The sequence below is a fragment of the Microtetraspora sp. NBRC 16547 genome (assembly GCF_030268965.1).
GTDB lineage: Bacteria > Actinomycetota > Actinomycetes > Streptosporangiales > Streptosporangiaceae > Microtetraspora.
The window spans coordinates 42,247-62,572 of record NZ_BSSE01000003.1; the positions used below are offsets into that span (position 1 = coordinate 42,247).

18 protein-coding genes are annotated in these 20,326 nt (G+C 70.2%); 8 read left to right on the plus strand and 10 right to left on the minus strand.

The window, feature by feature from the left end; all coding sequences use genetic code 11:
* Positions 1–214 precede the first annotated feature (214 nt).
* Positions 215–1,168, plus strand: coding sequence for an acyl-ACP desaturase (locus QSK17_RS05520; RefSeq protein WP_285703318.1), 954 nt, complete (start codon positions 215–217; stop codon positions 1,166–1,168).
* A 213-nt stretch (positions 1,169–1,381) separates the two neighbouring features.
* Here QSK17_RS05520 and QSK17_RS05525 read toward each other — a convergent pair whose 3' ends face one another.
* Complete coding sequence (locus QSK17_RS05525) at positions 1,382–1,702, minus strand: GroES family chaperonin (RefSeq protein ID WP_285703319.1); 321 nt, start codon at positions 1,700–1,702, stop codon at positions 1,382–1,384.
* A gap of 43 nt (positions 1,703–1,745) precedes the next feature.
* Positions 1,746–2,474, minus strand: coding sequence for an RlpA-like double-psi beta-barrel domain-containing protein (locus tag QSK17_RS05530; protein ID WP_285703320.1), 729 nt, complete (start codon positions 2,472–2,474; stop codon positions 1,746–1,748).
* A gap of 383 nt (positions 2,475–2,857) precedes the next feature.
* On the opposite strand from QSK17_RS05530, the gene QSK17_RS05535 reads away from it, so the two are divergent.
* Complete coding sequence (locus QSK17_RS05535; protein WP_285703321.1) at positions 2,858–3,403, plus strand: DUF1349 domain-containing protein; 546 nt, start codon at positions 2,858–2,860, stop codon at positions 3,401–3,403.
* Between the two features lie 77 nt (positions 3,404–3,480).
* Here the strand turns inward: QSK17_RS05535 and QSK17_RS05540 are convergent, their stop codons facing one another.
* On the minus strand, positions 3,481–4,515 hold the full coding sequence (locus tag QSK17_RS05540; RefSeq protein WP_285703322.1) for an endonuclease/exonuclease/phosphatase family protein: 1,035 nt from the start codon (positions 4,513–4,515) through the stop codon (positions 3,481–3,483).
* Positions 4,516–4,821: 306 nt separating this feature from the next.
* Between QSK17_RS05540 and QSK17_RS05545 the strand changes: the two genes are divergently transcribed.
* Both QSK17_RS05545 and QSK17_RS05550 read left to right on the plus strand, forming a co-directional pair.
* Positions 4,822–6,006, plus strand: coding sequence for an RNA-guided endonuclease InsQ/TnpB family protein (locus tag QSK17_RS05545; RefSeq protein WP_285703323.1), 1,185 nt, complete (start codon positions 4,822–4,824; stop codon positions 6,004–6,006).
* 186 nt (positions 6,007–6,192) lie between these two features.
* On the plus strand, positions 6,193–8,757 hold the full coding sequence (locus QSK17_RS05550; RefSeq protein WP_285703324.1) for a penicillin acylase family protein: 2,565 nt from the start codon (positions 6,193–6,195) through the stop codon (positions 8,755–8,757).
* Between the two features lie 45 nt (positions 8,758–8,802).
* Here QSK17_RS05550 and QSK17_RS05555 read toward each other — a convergent pair whose 3' ends face one another.
* Both QSK17_RS05555 and QSK17_RS05560 read right to left on the minus strand, forming a co-directional pair.
* Positions 8,803–11,424, minus strand: a complete 2,622-nt coding sequence (locus tag QSK17_RS05555; protein ID WP_285703325.1) for a helicase-associated domain-containing protein — start codon at positions 11,422–11,424, stop codon at positions 8,803–8,805.
* Between the two features lie 269 nt (positions 11,425–11,693).
* Entirely contained in the window at positions 11,694–12,212 is a 519-nt protein-coding gene (locus tag QSK17_RS05560) for an ATP-binding protein (protein ID WP_285703326.1), read from the minus strand.
* A gap of 156 nt (positions 12,213–12,368) precedes the next feature.
* Here QSK17_RS05560 and QSK17_RS05565 point away from each other — a divergent pair, with 156 nt between their 5' ends.
* The 3 genes from QSK17_RS05565 to QSK17_RS05575 all read left to right on the plus strand — a co-directional run bounded on the left by QSK17_RS05565 (position 12,369) and on the right by QSK17_RS05575 (position 13,863).
* Positions 12,369–13,235 carry a Sco1979 family transcriptional regulator gene (locus QSK17_RS05565; protein ID WP_502889138.1) on the plus strand — a complete coding sequence of 289 codons (867 nt, stop codon included), beginning with the start codon at positions 12,369–12,371 and terminating at the stop codon, positions 13,233–13,235.
* Positions 13,236–13,469 carry a DUF397 domain-containing protein gene (locus tag QSK17_RS05570; protein ID WP_285703328.1) on the plus strand — a complete coding sequence of 78 codons (234 nt, stop codon included), beginning with the start codon at positions 13,236–13,238 and terminating at the stop codon, positions 13,467–13,469.
* Between the two features lie 97 nt (positions 13,470–13,566).
* Positions 13,567–13,863 carry a hypothetical protein gene (locus QSK17_RS05575; protein ID WP_285703329.1) on the plus strand — a complete coding sequence of 99 codons (297 nt, stop codon included), beginning with the start codon at positions 13,567–13,569 and terminating at the stop codon, positions 13,861–13,863.
* A 221-nt stretch (positions 13,864–14,084) separates the two neighbouring features.
* Here QSK17_RS05575 and QSK17_RS05580 read toward each other — a convergent pair whose 3' ends face one another.
* Positions 14,085–14,975 (minus strand): LysR family transcriptional regulator, encoded by an 891-nt coding sequence (locus QSK17_RS05580; protein ID WP_285703330.1) that lies wholly within the window; start codon positions 14,973–14,975, stop codon positions 14,085–14,087.
* A gap of 100 nt (positions 14,976–15,075) precedes the next feature.
* Between QSK17_RS05580 and QSK17_RS05585 the strand changes: the two genes are divergently transcribed.
* Positions 15,076–16,302: an alpha/beta hydrolase gene (locus QSK17_RS05585; RefSeq protein ID WP_285703331.1), complete on the plus strand. Its 1,227-nt coding sequence runs from the start codon at positions 15,076–15,078 to the stop codon at positions 16,300–16,302.
* A gap of 21 nt (positions 16,303–16,323) precedes the next feature.
* On the opposite strand, the gene QSK17_RS05590 is transcribed toward QSK17_RS05585, so the two are convergent.
* From QSK17_RS05590 to QSK17_RS05605, 4 genes are all read right to left on the minus strand, one after another.
* Entirely contained in the window at positions 16,324–16,902 is a 579-nt protein-coding gene (locus tag QSK17_RS05590) for a histidine phosphatase family protein (protein WP_285703332.1), read from the minus strand.
* An 83-nt stretch (positions 16,903–16,985) separates the two neighbouring features.
* Positions 16,986–18,284, minus strand: a complete 1,299-nt coding sequence (locus QSK17_RS05595) for an acyltransferase family protein (protein ID WP_285703333.1) — start codon at positions 18,282–18,284, stop codon at positions 16,986–16,988.
* 158 nt (positions 18,285–18,442) lie between these two features.
* Entirely contained in the window at positions 18,443–19,084 is a 642-nt protein-coding gene (locus QSK17_RS05600; protein ID WP_285703709.1) for a response regulator transcription factor, read from the minus strand.
* Positions 19,081–20,319 (minus strand): sensor histidine kinase, encoded by a 1,239-nt coding sequence (locus QSK17_RS05605; RefSeq protein ID WP_285703334.1) that lies wholly within the window; start codon positions 20,317–20,319, stop codon positions 19,081–19,083. The genes QSK17_RS05600 and QSK17_RS05605 overlap by 4 nt, the downstream gene beginning before the upstream one ends.
* Positions 20,320–20,326 lie beyond the last annotated feature (7 nt).

Sequence of the window (20,326 nt, forward strand, 5' to 3'; positions counted from 1 at the left end):
CCCCCTCCTTCTTTGCCCCGGCTTTACCTTAGGTCGGCCCCGCCGTACGGGCGAAGGGCGTGGCCGGACGAGCACGGTCGCGGGCCGGGGGGTCGGGGGTCGGGTTGCGTTGGTGGTGCTGATGATGGGGAGGCGGCGTGGGGCGGGAGAGCGGAGCAGTAACCTACGCTAACGTAGGTTACGTAATCGTAAGCTCACCGTTGTGGGGTCGATCTTGTCTGTCACGTCCCGTCCGCTCACCCAGACAGAGCTGCTCATCGAGCTGGAACCCGTTGTGGCGGGTGAGCTGGACCGGCACCTCGCTACGGCGAAGGAGTGGTTCCCCCACGAGTACGTCCCGTGGAGCGACGGCCGGACCTTCGACGGGATCCTGGGCGGGGAGGCGTGGTCGCCGGAGGACTCCTCGGTCCCCGAGGTGGCCCGCGTCTCGCTGGTCCTGAACCTGCTGACCGAGGACAACCTGCCCAGCTACCACCACGAGATCGCGACGACGTTCGGCAGGGACGGCGCCTGGGGCACCTGGGTGCACCGCTGGACGGCCGAGGAGGGTCGGCACGGCATCGCGATCCGCGACTACCTCACGGTGAGCCGGGCCGTCGATCCGGTGGCGCTCGAACGGGCCAGGATGACCCACATGGAGGCCGGCTTCGCCACGGAGCACGAGGGGATGCTGCGGCAGCTCGCCTACGTCTCCTTCCAGGAGCTCGCGACCCGCATCGCCCACCGCAACACCGGCAAGGCGTCGAACGACCCGCTCTGCGAGCGGCTGCTGAGCAGGATCGCGGCCGACGAGAACCTGCACATGCTCTTCTACCGCAACCTGCTCGCCGCCGCCTTCGAGCTGGCTCCGTCCCAGACCATGCGTGCGGTGACCGACGTCGTCACGTCGTTCCAGATGCCGGGGCACGGCATCGAGGGTTTCGCCCGCAAGTCCATCACGATCGCCATGGCCGGGATCTACGACATCCGGCAGCACCGCGACGAGGTCCTCCTGCCGGTCCTGCGGCAGTGGAAGGTCTTCGACATCGAAGGGCTCGATGCCGAGGGCGAGCGGGCGCGCGAGGAACTGGCCGCCTTCCTCGCCCAGCTCGAGACGGCCGCCGCCCGGTTCGAGGAGCGCAGGGACGCCCGGAGGGCCCGCGCCGAGGCCGCGGGCGGGACTCTGTAGGGGGCCGCAGCCGCCAGGGTGCGGAGAAGGGCGGTCCGGGGCGTAAGGCCGGCTTGGGCAGCTCAGCCGAGCGTGGAGGCGGGCTCGGCACGCCCCTGAAGAGCATGGAAGGCGGGGCACGATGTGCCCCGCCTTCGGTTGTGCGCACCTTCTGACGTGCCTTCGGATGTTCCTTCGGATCCGCGCGGACGCGTCAGGGATGTCCGGAGGTGTTCAGAGGTAGAGACCCGTGCCGTGGTCGGTCTGCTGAGTGGCGACGGCGTGCAAGTCCCGCTCGCGCATCACGAGGTAGACCTGGCCCTGGACGTCGACCTCGTATTGATCCTCGGGGTTGAAGAGCACCTTGTCGCCGACCTTCACCGCCCGGGCGTTGGCTCCGACACCGCAGACCTCGCCCCAGACGAGCCGGTTGGCCATCTTGACGGTGGCCGGGATGACGATGCCCGCGCTGCTCCGCCGCTCCTCGGCGTCCTGCTCAGCCTTGACCATGACGCGGTCGTGGAGCATCTGTATCTCGAATTTTGGGTCAGCCACTCTCGCAGTTTACGCGCGACCGAGCATCTGGGGTGAAGTGCTCCTACCGGCCCATCGCCAGGTTGTAACCGGTGCCGGAGGTGCGGTACACCCCTCCGCTGCCCCACTTCAGGACCTCGAAGTTCACGTGGACGGTGTTGGAACGGACGCCGGTCAGGTCGGCCATCATCTTCTCGGACAGGTCCACGATCGCGGGGATGTCGTGCTGGGCGACGGCCCACTCCGCGGGACCGAAGTCCTCGACAACGCCGATGACGCTCTTGCCCTTGTAGCTGACCTTGACCTTGGTGCCGAGCGGCCAGTACGGGCTGGCGATGGTCGCGTAGCGCATCGGCTTGCCCGACGCGGTCTGGGCGTCCCAGAAGGAGGTCGCGGTGGCCCTGCCGGTGGGCAGCTTCGCCTTCTCCTTGGCGGTCTTCGCGCTCTTGGCGCTCTTCGCCTCGGCGGTCTCCGCGGCCGCGCTCTTCTCGCTCGTCTCTGTGGTGGTGACCTTGACGGGAGGGGCGGCCTGGGCGGCGGAGACGGTGCTGTCGTCAGTGCCGTCGTCGGCACCGGAGGTGCCGGAAGTGTCGGGGGTGGTGGTGCTCTGGCTCTCGGGGGACAAACCGGACTGGGGGGTCGAGGAGGCCTCGGCGGCGGGCGGCAGCTGCGCGAAGAGCGCGGCGTCGCCGCCCTGGCCCGACGACATCGCCATGGCCGCGGTCGTCACGCCTCCGATGAGGGTGAGTCCTGCGGTCACGGTGACGATCGCCTGGCGGGCACGCTTCTGCATGAGCATCCTTTCGCTGGCTCGCAGATCACCCCGGAGGGGAGCCGGGGTGAGCGCCGTCGCGAGAGGACGTTCGGCCGCCAGCGGGGGATCGATGGCGACCTGGTTCCGGGCAGGTGAAGGCACAGGCCCGGCACTGTGTGAACTGGGGGGACTCCCGGGGGAGGGAGGGACATGTCGTCTCGGGAGGTTTGCGACGGCATTGCGATATATGGGGATTAAGTTCGCAAATGGGCTTTGCGTGGCACGAGTATAGGCAATCGTGAGGTAAAGCGGACAAACGCGTACAAATCGGAGGTAGATCTTCTTTTGTCGGACCAGCCTCTGAGAGCGCTCTCATAACATGATCGAGAAAGCCGGGCCGGATGCCGAACGAAGGAGACGCGATGCCGTACACGGACTGGGAATGGGTCAACGAGCCGCGCGAATGGGCGGCCGGAGAGGGCCTGCGGGTCGTCGCGGACCCGTCCACCGATCTCTGGCAGAAGACCCACTACGGGTTCACGCACGACAACGCCCACATGTTCGGGCGGATCATGCCCGGTGACTTGCGGATCACCGCGACCTTCGAGATCGACTGGGCCGAGCAGTACGACCAGGCCGGGGTCGTCCTCAGGATCGACGAGGAGAACTGGATCAAGGCGGGGGCCGAGTTCGTGGACGGCAGGCCGTACATCAGCGCGGTCGTCACACGCGGCTGGTCGGACTGGTCGGTGATCTCCGCGCCCGGCGACCTCCGCTCGGTCACCATCGACCTCGAACGGTCCGGCGACGCGGCCACCATCCGCTATGGGCTCGACGGCGCCGAGCCGGAGCACATGCTGCGGCTGGCCTACTTCCCGCCGTCCGTTCCCGCCCTGGCGGGGGTGATGTGCGCGGCCCCCGTGGGCAAGGGCTTCGAAACCCGGTTCCACGACGTGTCTCTCACCTGACCGGCCCGGGAGCGTCAAGCGCGTGCCGCCCGGATCCAGCGGGCACACCTTCCGCTCGGAGACGGCGTCCGGCCGGGTCAGCGCGCGGGGAGCGTGAGCTCGGCGAACACCGCCAGATGATCCGTGAGGGCGAGCCGGTGGACGGCGAAGGACCCGACCGCCACGCGTGGGTCGACCAGGATGTGGTCCAGCGTGACCGGAGGGATGCTCCATCCGTTGAAGTGCCACGGCCGGTACGGCCACGTGGTCGCGAGACCCTCTCCCGTCGTCGCCGCGGCGTCGTGGTATCCGGCGTCCAACAGGCGCCGCATCCGGGCGTGATCCAGCGTCGCGTTGAAGTCACCGGCGAGGATCCGCACCGGCCCGTCCGGCAGGGGCAGGGCCGCCAGCCCCTCCGCCCAGCACCGCCTCCGGTCGGCGTACCGCGGCGCGCACGGGTGAACGGAGACGATCGAGACCCGCGGCGCGCCGGGAACGTCCACCGTCGCCGTCGCCTGCCGGAATACACCGAACCGGATGAGCTGTCCAGGAGTGAGCGGGAAACGGCTGTAGATCCCGGACCCGTGCGCGCCCTCCCCAGGCACCTCCACGTGGTACGGCAGGAGCTCGCCGAGCCCGACGTCGCGCAGGCCCGCGACGGCCGACGGGGTGAGTTCCTGCAGGGTCAGCACGTCGGCACGGAGATCCCGTACGAGCCGGATCAGCGTGCCCGGCGGCACCCCGCCCATCAGGAGGTTGGCGGACAGGACCCTCAGCGGCGGGCCCGCGGCCGTCGGGTTGCCGCCCGGCACGGCCCGGGGCAGCACGCAGGCGGCGAGCGTCCCGGCCACCACCAGGCTCACCACCAGGGCCGCCCATCGGCGCGACAACAACGCGAGCAGCGGCACGGCCACGGAGGCGAGAGCGACATAGGGCGTGAACGCCACCGCGCGTATCCACTGGAAGTGCACGTCTCCGGGGACCAGCCGGAGTGCGGCCCATGCGGCTAACGGCACGATCGACGCCCACACCAGGACGCTGACCCAGCCCCGCCGTGCTCGCTTTTCCGCAGGACCTGCCGTAGCCGCCGATTCCTTCGGCAGGGCGGCGTCGGTGTGTGCGAGTTCATCCATGGTGTGGGCTCTCTACCTGTTCTGAGCGGATGACGAACGGTGACCACCGAAGCGCGGGGAACGCTCCGTCGGCACGGGCCGCGGTGGTGTGGAGCGATAAGCCGGCCTGTTGGTACTTGCTGCTGCTCTATCGGTACTTGCCGCCGACGCCGGAACCCGTTCATGCCGGCGGCGGCAACGCCATCAGATTCGCGCGGAGGGGACTGCCTGCTTCAGCCGGCGGGGGAATCCGCGCTCCCTCCCTTCGGATTTTGTCGGTGGCTGCCGATAGCGTGGTGATCTCGTTACTGAACGTGGGAGGTGGGGGTGCGCAGGTCGTACAAGTTCCTGCTGCGCCCCACCGGCAAGCAGGCCGCCACGCTCGCGCAGTGCTTGGAAGATCACCGGGTGTTGTACAACGCGGCGTTGGAGCACCGCCGTACCGCCTACCACAAGGCGGGCGTGACCGTGCACTACGGCGACCAGTCCGGGGAGTTGAAGCACATCCGCTCCGATGACCCCGCCGGGCAGGGCCGGTGGTCGTTCTCCTCCCAGCAGGCCACGCTCCGCCGGTTGGAGAAGGCGTTCGCCGCGTTCTTCCGCCGCGTCAAGGCCGGGCAGAAGCCGGGGTTCCCCCGCTTCAAGGGGCGGGGCTGGTTCGACACTGTGGAGTGGCCGAAGGACGGTGACGGCTGCCGGTGGGACTCCCAACCGGAGCACCCCACCGCGACGTTCGTCCGCCTTCAAGGGGTCGGGCATGTCCGTGTGCATCAGCACCGCCCTGTGCTCGGCAGGGTGAAGACGATCGGTATCAAGCGGGAAGGCAACCGCTGGTACGTGATCCTGTCCTGCGATGACGTGCCCGCGCAAGCCCTGCCTGCGACCGGCGCGGTCGTCGGGCTGGACGTGGGCGTTGCGTCGCTGGTCACGACCAGCGACGGGGAACACCTGGCCAACCCGCGCCACCTGCAGGCGTCCGCCGGACGTCTTGCGGCGGCACAGCGGGATCTCGCCCGCAAGAAGCGGGGCTCCAAGCGGCGACGCAAGGCCGTGGCCCGTGTCGCGGTGGTGCATGCGAAGGTCCGCCGCCAGCGCCTGGATGGCGCGCACAAGGTCGCGCTCGCGTTGGTCCGTGACTACGGCGTGATCGTGCATGAGGATCTGCGGATCGCGAACATGACCCGCTCGGCCGCCGGCACGATCCAAGCCCCTGGTCGGAATGTCGCACAAAAGTCCGGGTTGAACCGGAGCATCTTGGATGCGGGTTGGGGGGTGTTCCTGACGGTCCTCGCGCACAAGGCTGAAAGCGCCGGTCGAGAGCTGATCGCGGTGAACCCCGCCAACACTTCTCGCACGTGCGCCCGCTGCGGGCACTGCGCGAAGGAGAACCGCGTCACCCAGGCCGAGTTCATCTGTATGGCGTGTGGGCATACCGCGCACGCCGACGTGAACGCGGCTGTCAACATCCTCAGGGCAGGGCTTGTCCTTCGCGACGCTGCGGAAGCGGCTTAGCGAGAAGCCGCTCCCTTCAGGGAGCGGAGGAGTCACGCGGTACGTCTCACATGACGCGAGGCGACCGCCGCGCCCGAGCGCCTTTGTCACTTGAGGCGCCTGAACCAGCGGTGGCAAAGGGTGGGGATTGATCTGATGTGCCTGACCTTCATACTGTGATGCGCGTTCCAGAGGAAAGGTCGGTTGATGGTCAGGCTCGCCCCGTACGCTCGTTTCCCTTGGCCGATCCGATGGCTGCTCCGCTTCTTGACCGTTCTGCTGGTTCTCGCGCTCGTCCTCGCGGGGGTGGTCACGTGGACCGTCCGGAGGTCGTTCCCGCAGGTCGACGGCGAGATCAAGCTGCCCGGCCTGTCGGCGAACGTCAGCGTCCTGCGCGACCGGTACGGCGTGCCGCAGATCTACGCCGACACCTCCGCCGACCTGTTCAAGGCACAGGGATACGTGCACGCCCAGGACCGGTTCTGGGAGATGGACTTCCGCCGCAAGACCACGGCGGGCCGCCTGTCGGAGCTTTTCGGGACATCGACCCTGGACATCGACAAGGTCGTCCGCACGCTCGGGTGGCGACGTACGGCCGAGAAGGAGTTCGAGCTGCTCGCCCCCGAGGCGCGGAAGTCGCTCGAGGACTACGCGTCCGGCGTGAACGCGTGGATGGAGCAGCACCAGGGCTTCGCGGCGCGCAGCCTCGAATACGGCGTGCTCGCGCTGACCAACCGCTCGTACGAACCGGAGCCGTGGACCCCGGCCGACTCGCTCTCGTGGCTCAAGGCCCTCGCGTGGGACCTGCGGTCCAACATGAGCGCGGAGATCGAACGCGCCGTCGACGCGTCGGTGCTTCCTCTGGACCGGGTGAAGGAACTCTTCCCCGACTACCCGTTCGACCGCCACCAGCCGATCGTGACCCGTGGAGCCGTACGGGACGGCAAGTTCAGCGCCAAGGGGGAGAGGGGCCCCGCCGCCGGATCCGGCGCCTCGCCCGTGGACGCGCCCTCGGCCGAGGCGCTCGCCCGTGTCGCGCAGGTGCTCGACGCCGTCCCGAGCCTGCTCGGCACGGCCGGCAGCGACCAGGCGGGCATCGGCTCGAACTCCTGGGTGGTGGGCGGGAAGCACACCGAGAGCGGGAAGCCGTTGCTCGCCAACGACCCCCATCTCGGTCCCCGGATGCCCTCGATCTGGTACCAGGCCGGGCTGCACTGCCGTTCACGTGGACCGGCCTGCCCCTATGACGTCGCCGGATACACCTTCTCCGGCGTGCCCGGCGTGGTGATCGGGCACAACCACAAGATCGCATGGGGGTTCACCAACCTCGGCCCCGATGTCACCGACCTGTACGTCGAGCGGGTGCAGGGCGAGACCTACGAGGTCAAGGGGTCATGGGCGCCGCTCCAGACCAGGGTCGAGGAGATCAAGGTCGCGGGCGGGAAGCCGGTCGAACTGACCGTGCGCTCGACCGCCCACGGGCCGATCATCTCGGAGGTCCTCGGCAGCGCCCGGGAGGCGCTGCCGGGCGCCGCGGCGAAGCTCGGAAAGATCGACAAGGGCATGGCCGTGGCGTTGCGCTGGACCGCGCTCGATCCCGGCAGGACCGGTGACGCGATCTTCCTGCTGAACCAGGCGGAGAACTGGGAGCAGTTCCGCGAGGCGGCCGCGAAGTTCGAGGCCCCCGCCCAGAACATGATCTACGCCGACCTCGACGGCAACATCGGCTACCAGGCGCCGGGCAAGATCCCGATCCGGTCCGGCGGTGACGGCCAGTGGCCCGCCGCCGGGTGGTCGGGAGAGCAGGAGTGGACGGGATACATCCCGTTCGAGCAGCTTCCGCACCTGTACAACCCGCCCGAGGGGTTCATCGTCACCGCCAACAACGCCGCGATCCGGCCCGACTACGGCCCGCTCCTCACATCCGACTGGTCGTACGGGTACCGCTCGCAGCGCATCGTCGACCGGATCACGCAGGCCATCGGCGCGGGCAAGATCACGACCGACACGATGCGGGACATCCAGATGGACTCCCGCAACGGCCTCGCGGAGGTTCTCGTCCCGCATTTGCTGCGGGTGGGAGGAGGCGACACGGCGCTGCTCAAGGGATGGGACTTCGCCCAGACCAGGGACTCGGCCGGCGCCGCCTACTTCAACGCGGTCTGGCGGCACCTGCTCAAGCGCACGTTCGATGACGAACTGCCGGAAAGCGGACGGCCGGGCGGCGGCGATCGATGGTTCGAGATCGTCAGGACGTTGCTCGACGAGCCCGACTCCCCGTGGTGGGACGACGTCCGTACCGAGGACACGGCGGAGACCCGCGACGACATCCTGGCGGCGGCGATCAAGGACGCCGGCACCGACCTCCGGGAGAAGCTCGGCGACACGCCCGAGGACTGGCGCTGGGGCGACCTGCACACCCTGGAGCTGACCAACGAGACGTTCGGCACCTCCGGCATCGCCCCGATCGAGTGGCTCTTCAACCGCGGTCCGCTCCACCTCGGAGGCAGCAAGGACGCGGTCGACGCCACCGGATGGGACAGCGACAGGGGATACGAGGTCGACTGGGTCCCCTCGATGCGGATGGTCGTCGATCTCGCCGATTTCGACCGTTCGCGCTGGATCAACCTGACCGGGGCTTCGGGTCACGCCTTCCACGCCAACTACAACGACCAGTCCGAGCTGTGGGCCGATGGCCGGACGACCGTCTGGCCCTTCTCGGAGCAGGGCGTACGCCGGGAGGCGGTGGACACCCTCACGTTGACCCCGTGAACCGGCGGTGACGCCGCTCGGGCGAGCGCGTGATCGACGACGGTTCTAATAGGCGGCGACGACCGAGGTGATCTCGCTCAACGGGAAGTCGAGGTAGTCCCCCGCCTCCTCACACCAGGCGTCCAGGATGCCGCCGCCGCGCAGCTCGCCGTGGCTGACCGTCGCGGTCACGCCGTCCGACAGCGTGATCAGGGCACGCACGCCACGGTCGACGACGAAGCCGAGCAGCGTCTGCTGCGCGATCGGCAGCCGGGTCGCCAGGCGTCCGATGACCGCCCAGGTACGGCCCGGCGCCCGGCCGGACCTGTCGCCCGGGCCGGACCTGTCGCCCGGCTGTCCGGGCTGTCCGGGCTGGCCTGGTTGTTCGGGTTGGCCTGGTTGTCCGGGCTGTCCGGAGCGGCCAGCGGCGAGGAGCCGTCGCGCGTGTTCGCGCGGGTCCGGCGCCGGGTCCGGCAGGGGACCGGGGAACCGGTCCGCGGGTTCGTCCGCGAGGCGTGGCGGGGGTGGCGATCCGTTCGGCGCGTGACGCGCAAGGGAAGAAGGCGCGGGTTCGGACGTCCGCCCACCGGGAAGCACGATCAATCGGCCGCCGCCCTGCTCCGCGCTCCGCTCCCGATCCGCGCTCTGCTCCCGATCCGCGCCGCCGTCCCGTTCCGCACCGCGCGCGGAGCCGCTCCGGCGGACGGCGATCCCGCCGAAGCCGTCGGGAACGGGGGCGTACCCGGCCTCGCGCAGCGTGGTGAGCGTCCGGTCGGCGGGCGCGTCGCTCGCCAGAACGGTCGGAGCCAGCAGGCGAAGGCCGAGCCGGCCGAGCTTCCGATGCGCGCGGATCTCGGCCAGTAGCGCGGGGTCGGTGCCCAGGACGACGCAACCGACGGTGGCCACCGTGACCTCGCCGTGCCTGCGCGCCACGTCGCGGACCAGGTACACGAGGGGCTGCGGAAGCGTGCCCACTTCGGCGAGCCCGTCGAGCAGCGTGTCGGCGGTGTCCCCGCCGTCCAGGGCACGCCGTACGCTGGCCGGACCGAACCGCCAGACGGAGGCCGCGCCTCGGGACTCGCGGTCGGCCGCGCGGTCGAGCAGAGACGCCAGCTCGGCCGACGGCGGGCCGGTGACCACGGCGGTCAGGTCCGCCCCGAAGAGCGCGGTGCGTTGCGCGCTCGCCAGCGCCTTGGCCGAGCGCTCCGTCAGCGCGGGGTCGTGCTCGACCTCGGGCGCGGTGCCGTCGTTCTCGGCGCCCGCCACCGAGCCGAGCGCGGCCAGCGCCCGGCCCAGAGAGGTCGTCGCCCCGCTCGCGAACAACCCGAGCAGCCGCGCCTCCTCCAGGACGGCCGGGGCGCACTCGGCGAGCAGCTCCCGGTCGAGCAGCGGCGCCTGCCAGTGGACGGACTGCACGAGCTCGGGGAACGTCGCGAAGCCCCGGCCCTCGGGGATCTCGGCGAGGGTGCCGAGCAGTGCGCGGCGGATCCGGGCGATGGTCTCGCCTTCGGGGTCGTCGCCGAGCACGGTCGCGTACCGCTCCTGGAGGCGGCGCAGTGACGATCGCTCCATCCGCCACCACGCGGCCAGCAGGACGCGGAGCCGGGCCGGGCCCTCAGACAGCCGCCAGGCGTCGAACCTGTCCGTGGGGACCAGCCCGCCCGCGTCCTCATCCAGAATGATCAGCCGGGCCACCGCGGACACCTCGACCAGGAGGCGGACCTCCTCCTCGGTGCACCCGGTCTCCTTGGCGACGCGCTTCACCTCGCGCACGCCGACGCCGCCGCCTTTCAGCAGGGGGAGCGGCGCTTTGCCGATGTTCTCCAGCAACGCGGTGGCGCGGTCGAGCAGGTGCGGCGCGGCCAGGCACATCTCGTGCTCGACGGCGGCTCCATCGACCGGAACGGTGGCGAGGTCGGGCGGGTAGGGCGTGAACGGCGCGTGGTAGTCGGGCCCGCGCAGGGCCAGCGCCACCTCGCGGGGCATTCCCGCGACGCCCCATTGGGTGCGGAAGAGCAGGCCGCGGTCGAGCGCCCATTTCTCGGGTGTGCCCGGCGTGATGAAGAGGTCCCCGTTCACGCTGCGGATCGGCCCGTCCCAGGCGAAGTCGTCGAGCATGCCGATCGTCCCCTCCGGCGCGTCGGCGACCAGGGAGGAGAGCAGTTCGGTGTCACTGAGCGTCGCCGACACCCGGGCCATCATCTGGCGCTTCGTGCCCTGAGCGGCGATGCCCAGGTTGCGGCACATCCGTCGCAGACCCTCGGTGTTCAACGTCCACGATTCGAGGTACGCCGGCAACGGCTCGCCGAGGCCGCACGGCGCCGTCCACCATCGCGCGAGCGCCCCGGCCAGGCCGATCCTGCCGTCCGGTTCCGGCCAGGTCAGCGCGTGATCGTACAGCCGGTCCAGCCAGGGGATCGTCTCGGAGACGCTGACGCCGAGAAACCGGGCGAGCTCGTCCTCGCCCGCACGGCCGCCGAGCGCGAGGCACGCCTGGACGATCTCCAGGGCCGGGAGGGGCAGCGTGCGCATGACCTCCATGACGGCGAAGTCGCCGGCCAGCCGCTCGGCGAGCGCGTCGAGCCTGCGGGGCCATGGCGGGGCGAGGGCGTCTGGGCGGTTCCTCAGTACGCGCGTGAGTCGTTCTTCGTCGAGAGTGGCCAGCCAGCCGGTCAGGTGATCGTCCATCACAGATCTCTCGGGAGTCTCGGGAGGCCACCGTAATCCAGATCACGCGCCGTAGGGGGCCGGGCGGCAGAAATATGAGCCGGCGTTCATCCGCATCCGGGTCGGTACGCATCCGGCGGCACCGCGAGAAGACGACCGCCGCACCCGGCGGAACAGCCCACGTCCGCGCACACGCCGGAGGTTCGAGGCATACGGCCGAAGCGGGGTGGGAGGCCGGGCCGGCCCGGATCAGTCTGGGAGGGCCGGCCGGACAGGTCGGGTCCTGCGGGTCAGGCGGAGAGGACCGCCCAGACGGCTTTGCCCGTCGGAGCGAGAGGGGACCAGCCCCAGCAGACGCTCATGGATTCGACGATGTGCAGCCCCAGCCCGCCGGGCTCGAAGGGCGACGGGTCGCGGAGCATCGGTACGGCGGAGCCGGGGTCGGTGATCGCGCAGGTGACCAGTGCCCCTCGGCGGATCAGCGACAGCCGGACGACCTCGCGTTCGCGGCGGCACGGTGCGGTGCCGAGCATGAGGCCGTGCCTCAGAGCATTTGTGGCGAGCTCGGAGACGATGAGCTCCATGCTCTCGGCCAGGTCGCCCATGTTCCATCCGGTCAGCGTGCCCGTGGCGAAACTGCGGGCCGAATGGATGGATTCCGCTCGGGGGAGGAGCACGAATGTGGCGCTGGCGACGGTGGATCCAGGGGCGATGAGATCGCGGGCGGGCTCCGGCCACCAGCCGAGAGGAGGCCACCAATCGAGCGCCGACCACTGGGTTTGGCCACGAGTCAGGTTCGCGGACTGCACGAGATCATGATGGTCGAAGGTCCCGTGCATGTGCAAGAGCGGATGCACGTGCATTTGGAGAATGCACGCGCTACGGTTACCCCCAAAACACCTCTGGGACGAAGGGGGCGATCTTTGACAGACTGTGAACCAGTCCACATACCGGAGGAATAGCACGTGTCGATAGATCCGCCTGGATCCGGCTCCACCGTTCGGCGAATCATGCTTGGTGCGAGCCTTCGCAAGCTGCGCGAGGACCGGGGGCTGACCCGGGAGGTGGCGGGATTCCATATCCGCGCCTCAGAGTCCAAGATCAGCCGGATGGAGCTCGGCAGGGTCGGATTCAAGACACGTGATGTCGAAGACCTGCTCACGTTGTACGGCGTGCACGACGACGCCGAACGTCGCGGCCTGCTGGAGATGGTCCGTGAGGCCAACACGCCCGGCTGGTGGCACAAGTACGGCGACGTGCTGCCCGGCTGGTTCGTCACCTTCATCGGGCTGGAGGAGGCGGCGAGCGTGATCCGCACCTATGAGGTGCAGTTCGTGCCCGGCCTGCTCCAGACGGCGGCGTACGCCCGCGCGGTGATCCGGCTCGGCTATCCGGACGATCCGGAGGAGTCGATCGAGCACCGCGTGCATCTGCGCATGCAGCGCCAGGAGCGACTGCGGCAGAAGGACGGGCCGAAGCTGTGGGCGATCATCGACGAAGCCGCCCTCAAACGTCCCATCGGTGGTGACGGGATCATGCGGGAGCAGCTGCAGCACCTGCTGGAGGTGTCCATGCTGCCCAACATCACCGTGCAGGTGATGCCGTTCCGCTTCGGCATGCATGCGGCCGAGGGAGGGGCGTTCACGATCCTGCGTTTTCCGGAGTCCGATCTTTCGGACGTGGTCTACGTCGAGCAGCTGTGGGGTGCCCTGTACCTGGACAAGCGTGAGGACATCGATCCTTACCTCACGGCCATGGAGCAGTTGTGCGTGGAGAGCACGACGCCCGGGGGCACCGCCGAGATCATCGGCGATCTTCTCAGAGAGATGTAAATGCAGACATATAACGGGATGCCGGCAACTGACCTGACCGGGGTCACCTGGCGGAAGAGTGTCCGGAGCAACTCGACCGGCAACTGCGTGGAGCTCGCCGAGCTTCCCGACGGCGGCGTGGCCGTGCGGAACTCGCGATTTCCCGAGGGGCCGGCGCTGATCTACACGCGGGACGAGATCCGGGCGCTGGTGCTCGGGGCCAAGGACGGGGAGTTCGACGCCCTTCTGGTGTAACGCCGTTTTTACCCGACAACGCGCGGCCTTAACCCGCTCGTGCGAAGCCGTGTAACACGCGTCCGGCAGATTGGGTCCCACACGACGGTGACGACTGGTGACGACCAGGGGGCTCGGCATGCTGGACCAGATGACTCTCTATCCCGTGGCCGACGACGTGCTCTTCGCGCCCGGAGGCCGGGTCGTGATCCGCACGTACGGCGTCGCCTCGGGGACGGATTCCGCGGACGGGCGGCCCGGGCCGGTGGCCTACCGGACGTGGGTGACCGGAGTCCGGGACCAGCCGAGGTACTGGCGATGGGGCCACTTCGAGGACGCGCGCAGGGGGCACCTCAGGGTCCTCGAGTGGCTGACCGGCCGCGGCCCCCAGCCCCAACCGGTCACCACCGGCTGAGCACGCACTAGGTCGTGTTTCGTGGATCTTTTTGGCCTACTGCGGTCGCCCAGATGGCGCCTCGCTTCGTTGTCGCCCCACCCACGAAAACTCCTCGCAAGCTCGGACTTTCCGCGGGGCCCGGGAATGTCGGCCGGAGGCTCCGCTCCGACCTCCTCCTCCGCCTTGCGCGGCATCCATCTGGCCGATCCTCGCTACGGCAAAGATCCACAAAACACTCCCTAAGTCGCCATCAGTGAGGCGGCCAGGTGATCGCGGAAGCAGCGGGCCGCCTCGGACACGTAGGCCCCCTCCCGCCAGAACAGCCGCAGTACCCGCTCGGCGCCGGGAACGGCCAGCCGTACGGGAGAAAACGGCAGCACCCGCGATGCCGCCAGCGGCGAGCGGAGGTACCACGCGGGCCCGAACCCCACGCCGAGCCCGGCGATGACCATCTCGATGCCCGTGGTGGCCTCGTCGATCTCACAGGCGACCACCAGCTCCAACCCGGCCTCGGAAAACAGCCGCTCAGCCAGCGTGCGCTGCCAAATCCCCGGCCGGGTGGTGACGACGGGTTCGCCCGCGAGGTCGGCCATGGTCACCTCCCGCCGGCCGGCGAGCCGGTGCCCGAGCGGTACGGCGAGCAGGACTTCCTCGCGGACCAGCTCCTCATGGACCAGCCCCGGCCCCTCGAGCACCTCGGAGGCCAGACAGAAGTCGACCTGTCCCTCGCTCAGCCGCTCGGACATGACCTCCGGTGTCGCCTGAAAAAGACGCACGGCGACACCTGGATGCTCGGCGATGAAGCTCTTGACCGGTTGGGTGACCGTGAGCAGCGTCTCCGAGGCGAGCGAGACGCTGCCACGGGCGAGGCCGGCGGCTTCGGAGAGTTCACGCCTGGCGTCGTCCAGCTCGGCCAGGGCCCGGTCCACCCGGCGCAGGAATGCGGCGCCGAACCGGTTGAGGCGGATCCTCCTGCCGTGCCGGTCGAACAGTGGCACGCCCAGGTCGGCCTCCAGCCGCGCGATGGTCCGGCTGAGCGAGGGCTGGGCGACGCGGAGCTCCTCAGCCGCCCTGCTGATGTGCTCATGGCGCGCCACGGCCTGGAAATAGCGCAGCGACAGCAGATCCATTATGCCTCTACAGCTATGAGTATATGGAAAAACTAGTCTTGGACAGCATATAGCGGTCCTTCCTAGGATCATCCGCGAGGATGCGATCTTTGGAGGTTCCGTGCCCGTCGGGTATCTGTTCACTGTGGCGCTCGTCGCGATCGGCACGCTGTTCGCGCTACGGCCGGTGCCGTTCTCACGCCCGCTCGGCCGTCCGAGCTACTACTTCGGCCTGGCCGCCAACGAGCTGCCGTTCGCGGCCTTCTTCTGGTTTCTGCTGCTCCCGACGGCACTGGCGTTCGCCGAAGGCGACATCCACTCGGCGGGCGGCTGGGCGGTCGTCGCTCTGGCCGCCGTGACCGCGATCGGGCTCGCGGTCATCGCCTACCGCGCGCTGGGCGAGCGGGCCAGGATCGAGCGCGCCATGGACTTGGGGCTGGGCGCGGGGTGGCGCGCCGCCATCGACGCCGACCTCAGCGCCGGACTGCGGCGCCGTCCCCCGTGGGCCCGCATCCTGTTCCTGCCCATCTTCAAGCGCCGCCTGGATGTCCGGCGCGTGGCCAACCTCGCCTACGGCGACGCGGGCCTCCGCAACCTGCTCGACCTCTACCACCACCGCTCGCGCCCCTCCGGCGCGCCCGTGATGATCCACCTGCACGGCGGCACCTACTCCGGGGGCCACAAGAACAGCCAGTCGCTTCCCCTGCTCTACCACCTCGCCGGCCAGGGATGGGTGTGCGTCAGCGCCAACTACCGGCTACGGCCGCAGGCCCAGCACCCGGACCACCTGATCGACCTCAAGAAGATCATCGCCTGGGTGCGGGAACACGCTCACGAGTACGTCGCCGACCCGTCGACGCTGTTCGTCGCGGGCAGCTCGGCGGGCGGGCACATGGCGGCGCTGGCCGCACTCACCCCGAACGACCCCGCCTTCCAGCCGGGTTTCGAGGACGCCGACACCTCGGTCACCGGCGCCATCTACCTGAACGGCTGGTACGGCACCTACTGGGACCACGGTGCCGAGTCCTCGCCGCTGGCCCACATCACCGCGGACGCACCGGCGTTTTTCGTGGCCCACGGCGATCTGGACCCGCAGGTGCCCGCGGCGGATGCCCGGCACTTCGCCGACCGCCTACGCCAGACCTCGGCCGCCCCCGTCGTCTACGCCGAGCTGCGCGGCGGGAACCACGCCTTCGACCTGTACCACTCGGTCCGCTTCGAGGCGGTCGTCGACGCGATCGAGGGCTTCACCGCCTGGGTGAGGTCACGGGAAAGGAGAGCCATACCCAGTGACTCTCGCGCCACTGGTAGTACAGACAAGCAAGATCGCTCTCGGCTGGTGCCCTGACCGATCAAGCCCTGCGCACGGCTAGACCGGGGCGTTCCACCGCAGGATGACGGGCTCGCCATGCTCGAAACCGAGAGCGGAGTACGTCCCGGTGTCCAGCCGGAAGAACCGCCCGCTGTCGGCGGGCAGGCCCAGCCAGCGAGCCGCGAGCACGCGCAGGAAATGGCCGTGCGACACCAGCACCACGTCGCCGTCGATCGGCCGGATCCGGGCGATGACCTCGTCCGCCCGGTCGCCGACGTGCTCGACGCTCTCCCCGGGATGCGCGGCGTCGCCGGGTACGACCCCGTCGCGCCAGACGTACCACCCGGGCCGGGTCTTCCTGATCTCCTCGGTGGTGATCCCCTCGTAACCGCCGTAGTCCCACTCCCACAGGTTGGGATCGGTCTCCGGGGACGGGAGTCCGGCGAGCCGCGCCGTCACGCGGGCCCGCTGCGCGGGGCTGGACAGGGCGAGGGCGAACGTCCGTCCCCGCACCACGCTCGCGAGCGCGCGGGCCTGCTCCTCGCCGCGCTCCGTGAGCGGCAGGTCCGTCAGGCCCGTGTGCCGTCCGTCCCTGCTCCATTCCGTCTCGCCGTGCCGCAGCAGTATGACTTCCACACAGGCATCATGCCGGTACGGCCGTCGCCCGCCCCGGTCCCTCAGCGTCCTGTCGTGGATGCCGGAGCAGTGCCCCGGTCTCCTCACACCCGGCCCGTCACCGCCGGGTCCGGTGCGCCGGACCGCTCAGCTCCCCTGTGGCTGAGCACGAGCAGACCGGCGATGAGCACGCAGGTGGCGAGCGGCGGGACCACGCCGATGGAGAAGCCGGTGATCATCAGAGCGGTCAGCGCCGCGCCGATCATGAGGGTGCCGACGACCACCATGCGGGCCGAGGCCGTACCGGGCGGCTCCTCCATCCGCCCGAACAGGCCGACCAGCGCCAGCAGCACGATCGTCATCGCCGCGAGCCAGAGCGGCATCCGCGCCCACCAGGACGGGGTGCCGACATCGGGCGTGTCCACCCCGAACCCGAGCAGCGCGATCCCCGCCACGGTGGTCAGAGCCGTCATGTGCCACAGGTAGAGCGTCATCATCCGGGGGGCGAGGACGGTGAGCAGCGTGTCCGTCCACGGCCTCCGGCCGAACCGGTCGAGCGTCGGCCGCAGCAGCATCGCCAGCCCGAGCTGCCCGGCGAACAGCGCGAGCATGCAGGCGCTCGGCGGAGCCATGTTCGACACCGCGCCGGGCATCCCGATCATGCTGGCCGGGTACGGCCCGGCGGCCACCAGCCCGGCCACCATGCCGAATCCGGCGACCGACAGCGCCAGGGCCCGCGGGCCGGTCAGCCACTCCAGACGGCCCTCGGCGTACAGGAAGCCGACCTGGTGGACGGCGAGCCAGACGAAGAGCACGTTCAGATACCCGGCCTGCTCCAGCCCAGAAAACCGGACCACGTCCACCAGCACCGCGCCCACGGCCAGCACCGGCAGCACCCGCCCGGCCGGGAGCCGCGTCAGGTACGGCGTGGCCACCACGGCCAGCAGGTAGACGGCGAGGAACCACAGGAGCTGACCGACGGTGCGCGCCGCCACCTCGACCGGCTGGGCCGGCACGCCCAGGGCCGCGAGCACATAGGGGAGCGGCAGCCAGACGAACGCCAGCGGGAGCACCGGCCAGGCGAGCCGCCGCAACCGCCTGGCCACCCAGAGCCCGGGGGCCTCCCCCCTGCGCGCGGCGGAGCGCCAGCTGATCGCGTTCGCGGCGCCCCCGGCGAAGAACACCAGCGGCATGACCTGGCTGATCCAGGTGATCAGCGGCACCCCGGCCAGGGCGTTCCCGGTCGACAGCCGGCCGTCCGCGTAGATCAGCACCGGCATGGTCCAGTGCTGGACGACCACCAGGACCATCCCGAACACGCGCAGGATGTCGACGAACCTGTCCCTGGGAGCCGGGCTCGCCGGTACGCCGGCACGGGACGGGGGGAGCATGGTCAGTGACATGGGGGAATCGCCTCCGCTGGGGATCAACCCCTTAAGGATCCCGAGAAACCCCAGCTCAGCGCAGCGGGGCAGTCCCCCCTCTTGATCGTTCGGCTAGGACTACCCCCGATGGTGTAGCCAGCTACACCATCGGCCGTCGTGCGCCCCCGCGCGGCCGGTCACTGCGACAGGTAGCTCAGCACGGCCAGGACCCGGCGGTGCCCGCCGTCGCTCGGCGGCAGCCCGAGCTTGAGGAAGATGTTGCCGACGTGCTTGTGCACCGAGCGTTCCGTGACCGTCAGCCGCGTCGCGATGTCGCCGTTGGACCTGCCCTCGGCCATCAGGGCGAGCACCTCGCGCTCGCGCGGGCTCAGCGAGTCGACGGGATGCCGGCCGTGCCGGACCAGCAGCTGCGAGATGACCTCCGGGTCCATCGCGGTGCCGCCGCCGGCCACCCGCCGCAGCGCGTCGACGAACTCTGAGACCCTGCCGACCCGGTCCTTCAGCAGGTAGCCGATGCCGCCGCCACCGCCCGCCAGCAGCTCCGTGGCGTACGTCCGCTCGACGTACTGCGACAGCACGAGGATCGGCTGGCCGGGATGCCTGCGCCGCACCTCGACGGCCGCGCGCACGCCCTCGTCGCTGAACGTGGGCGGCAGCCGTACGTCGACGACGGCGATGTCGGGCCGGTGCTCGTCGACGGCGCCCAGGAACGCCTCGGCCGTGTCGACGGTCCCGATGACCTCGTGCCCCTCGGTGCGGAGCAGCAGCGCCAGCCCCTCGGCCAGCAGCACGTTGTCCTCGACGATCAGCACTCTCACCGGCACGGCAACTCCACGGTCAGCGTCGTCGGGCCGCCCGGAGGGCTGGCCAGGTCGGTGCGTCCGTCGAAGGCGGTCGCCCTTCGCCTGATCCCGGCGAGACCCGTGCCCCCGATCTCGTCCGCCGCGCCCCGGCCGTCGTCGATGATCACGATGCTCAGCCGCCCGTCCGCCTCGTCCAGGCGCACCGACGCGGACGACGCGCCGCTGTGCTTGGCCACGTTGGTCAACGCCTCGGCCACGACGAAGTAGGCCGCCGCCTCCACCGCCGCGGGCAGCCGGCCGACGCCGTCCGTCGCCGTCGTCACCGGTACGGGGCAGCCCGCGGCGAGAGCGGCCACCGCGCCGGAAAGGCCGCGGTCGGCGAGGATGGGGGGATACATGCCGCGGATGATGCCGCGCAGCTCGGTCATCGTCTCCTCGGTGCTCTGCCGGGCCTCCGACACCAGCTCGGCCGCCTTGTCCGGGTCGGTCGCCATCATCCGCTCGGCGATGCCGAGGCGCATCGCGATCGAGACCAGCCGGGCCTGCGCGCCGTCGTGCAGGTCCCGCTCGATGCGCCGCAGCTCGGCGCCGTGCGCGTCCAGCGCCGCCGCCCGCGTCTCGGTCAGCTCCGCGACCCGTTCCGCCAGCCGTACGCGCTCGGGGGTGGCGAGGATCAACCGGGACAGGTGCGCGTCGGCGGTCGCCAGCCAGGGGATCGCCCACAGCGCGACGGCGGTGAAGGCCGCGAAGTGGATGGGCACGACGGTGATCACTCGGAACCAGCTGTCGATGGCGATGCCGGTCACGTTGATGGTGTGTTCGGGCAGCGGCGCCCACCACCAGAACGGCAGCGACAGGTCGAACCCGAGACCGGCCCACAGGCCGAGCGCGAGAGCGGGCAGTGCCACGCCGGCGGGGAGGTGGAGAGCCAGCCATCCGGCGTCCCGCCAGGTCATCGGGTCGTTCAGGGTCAGCCGGGCCCGGTTCAGCACGCCGGAGCGCGGGCCGTACCGTGCGGTGACCGGCCGGTCGAGCTGGCGCGACGCGAGCCGCCTGGCGAGCCCGGCGACGCCGCGGTTCACCCTGGCCGCGTACGGGAGCAGGAGCAGGCCGACGAACGTCACGCTGAGGAGCAGCGCCGCGAGGAATTGCAGGAGCGCCAGCACGCACAGGGGGACGAGCAGCAGGCTGAGTATCAGGTGGCGGGTCGCCCGCACGGCCCGTCCCGCGCGCCGCCTGATGCCTCCCACGGGGGCA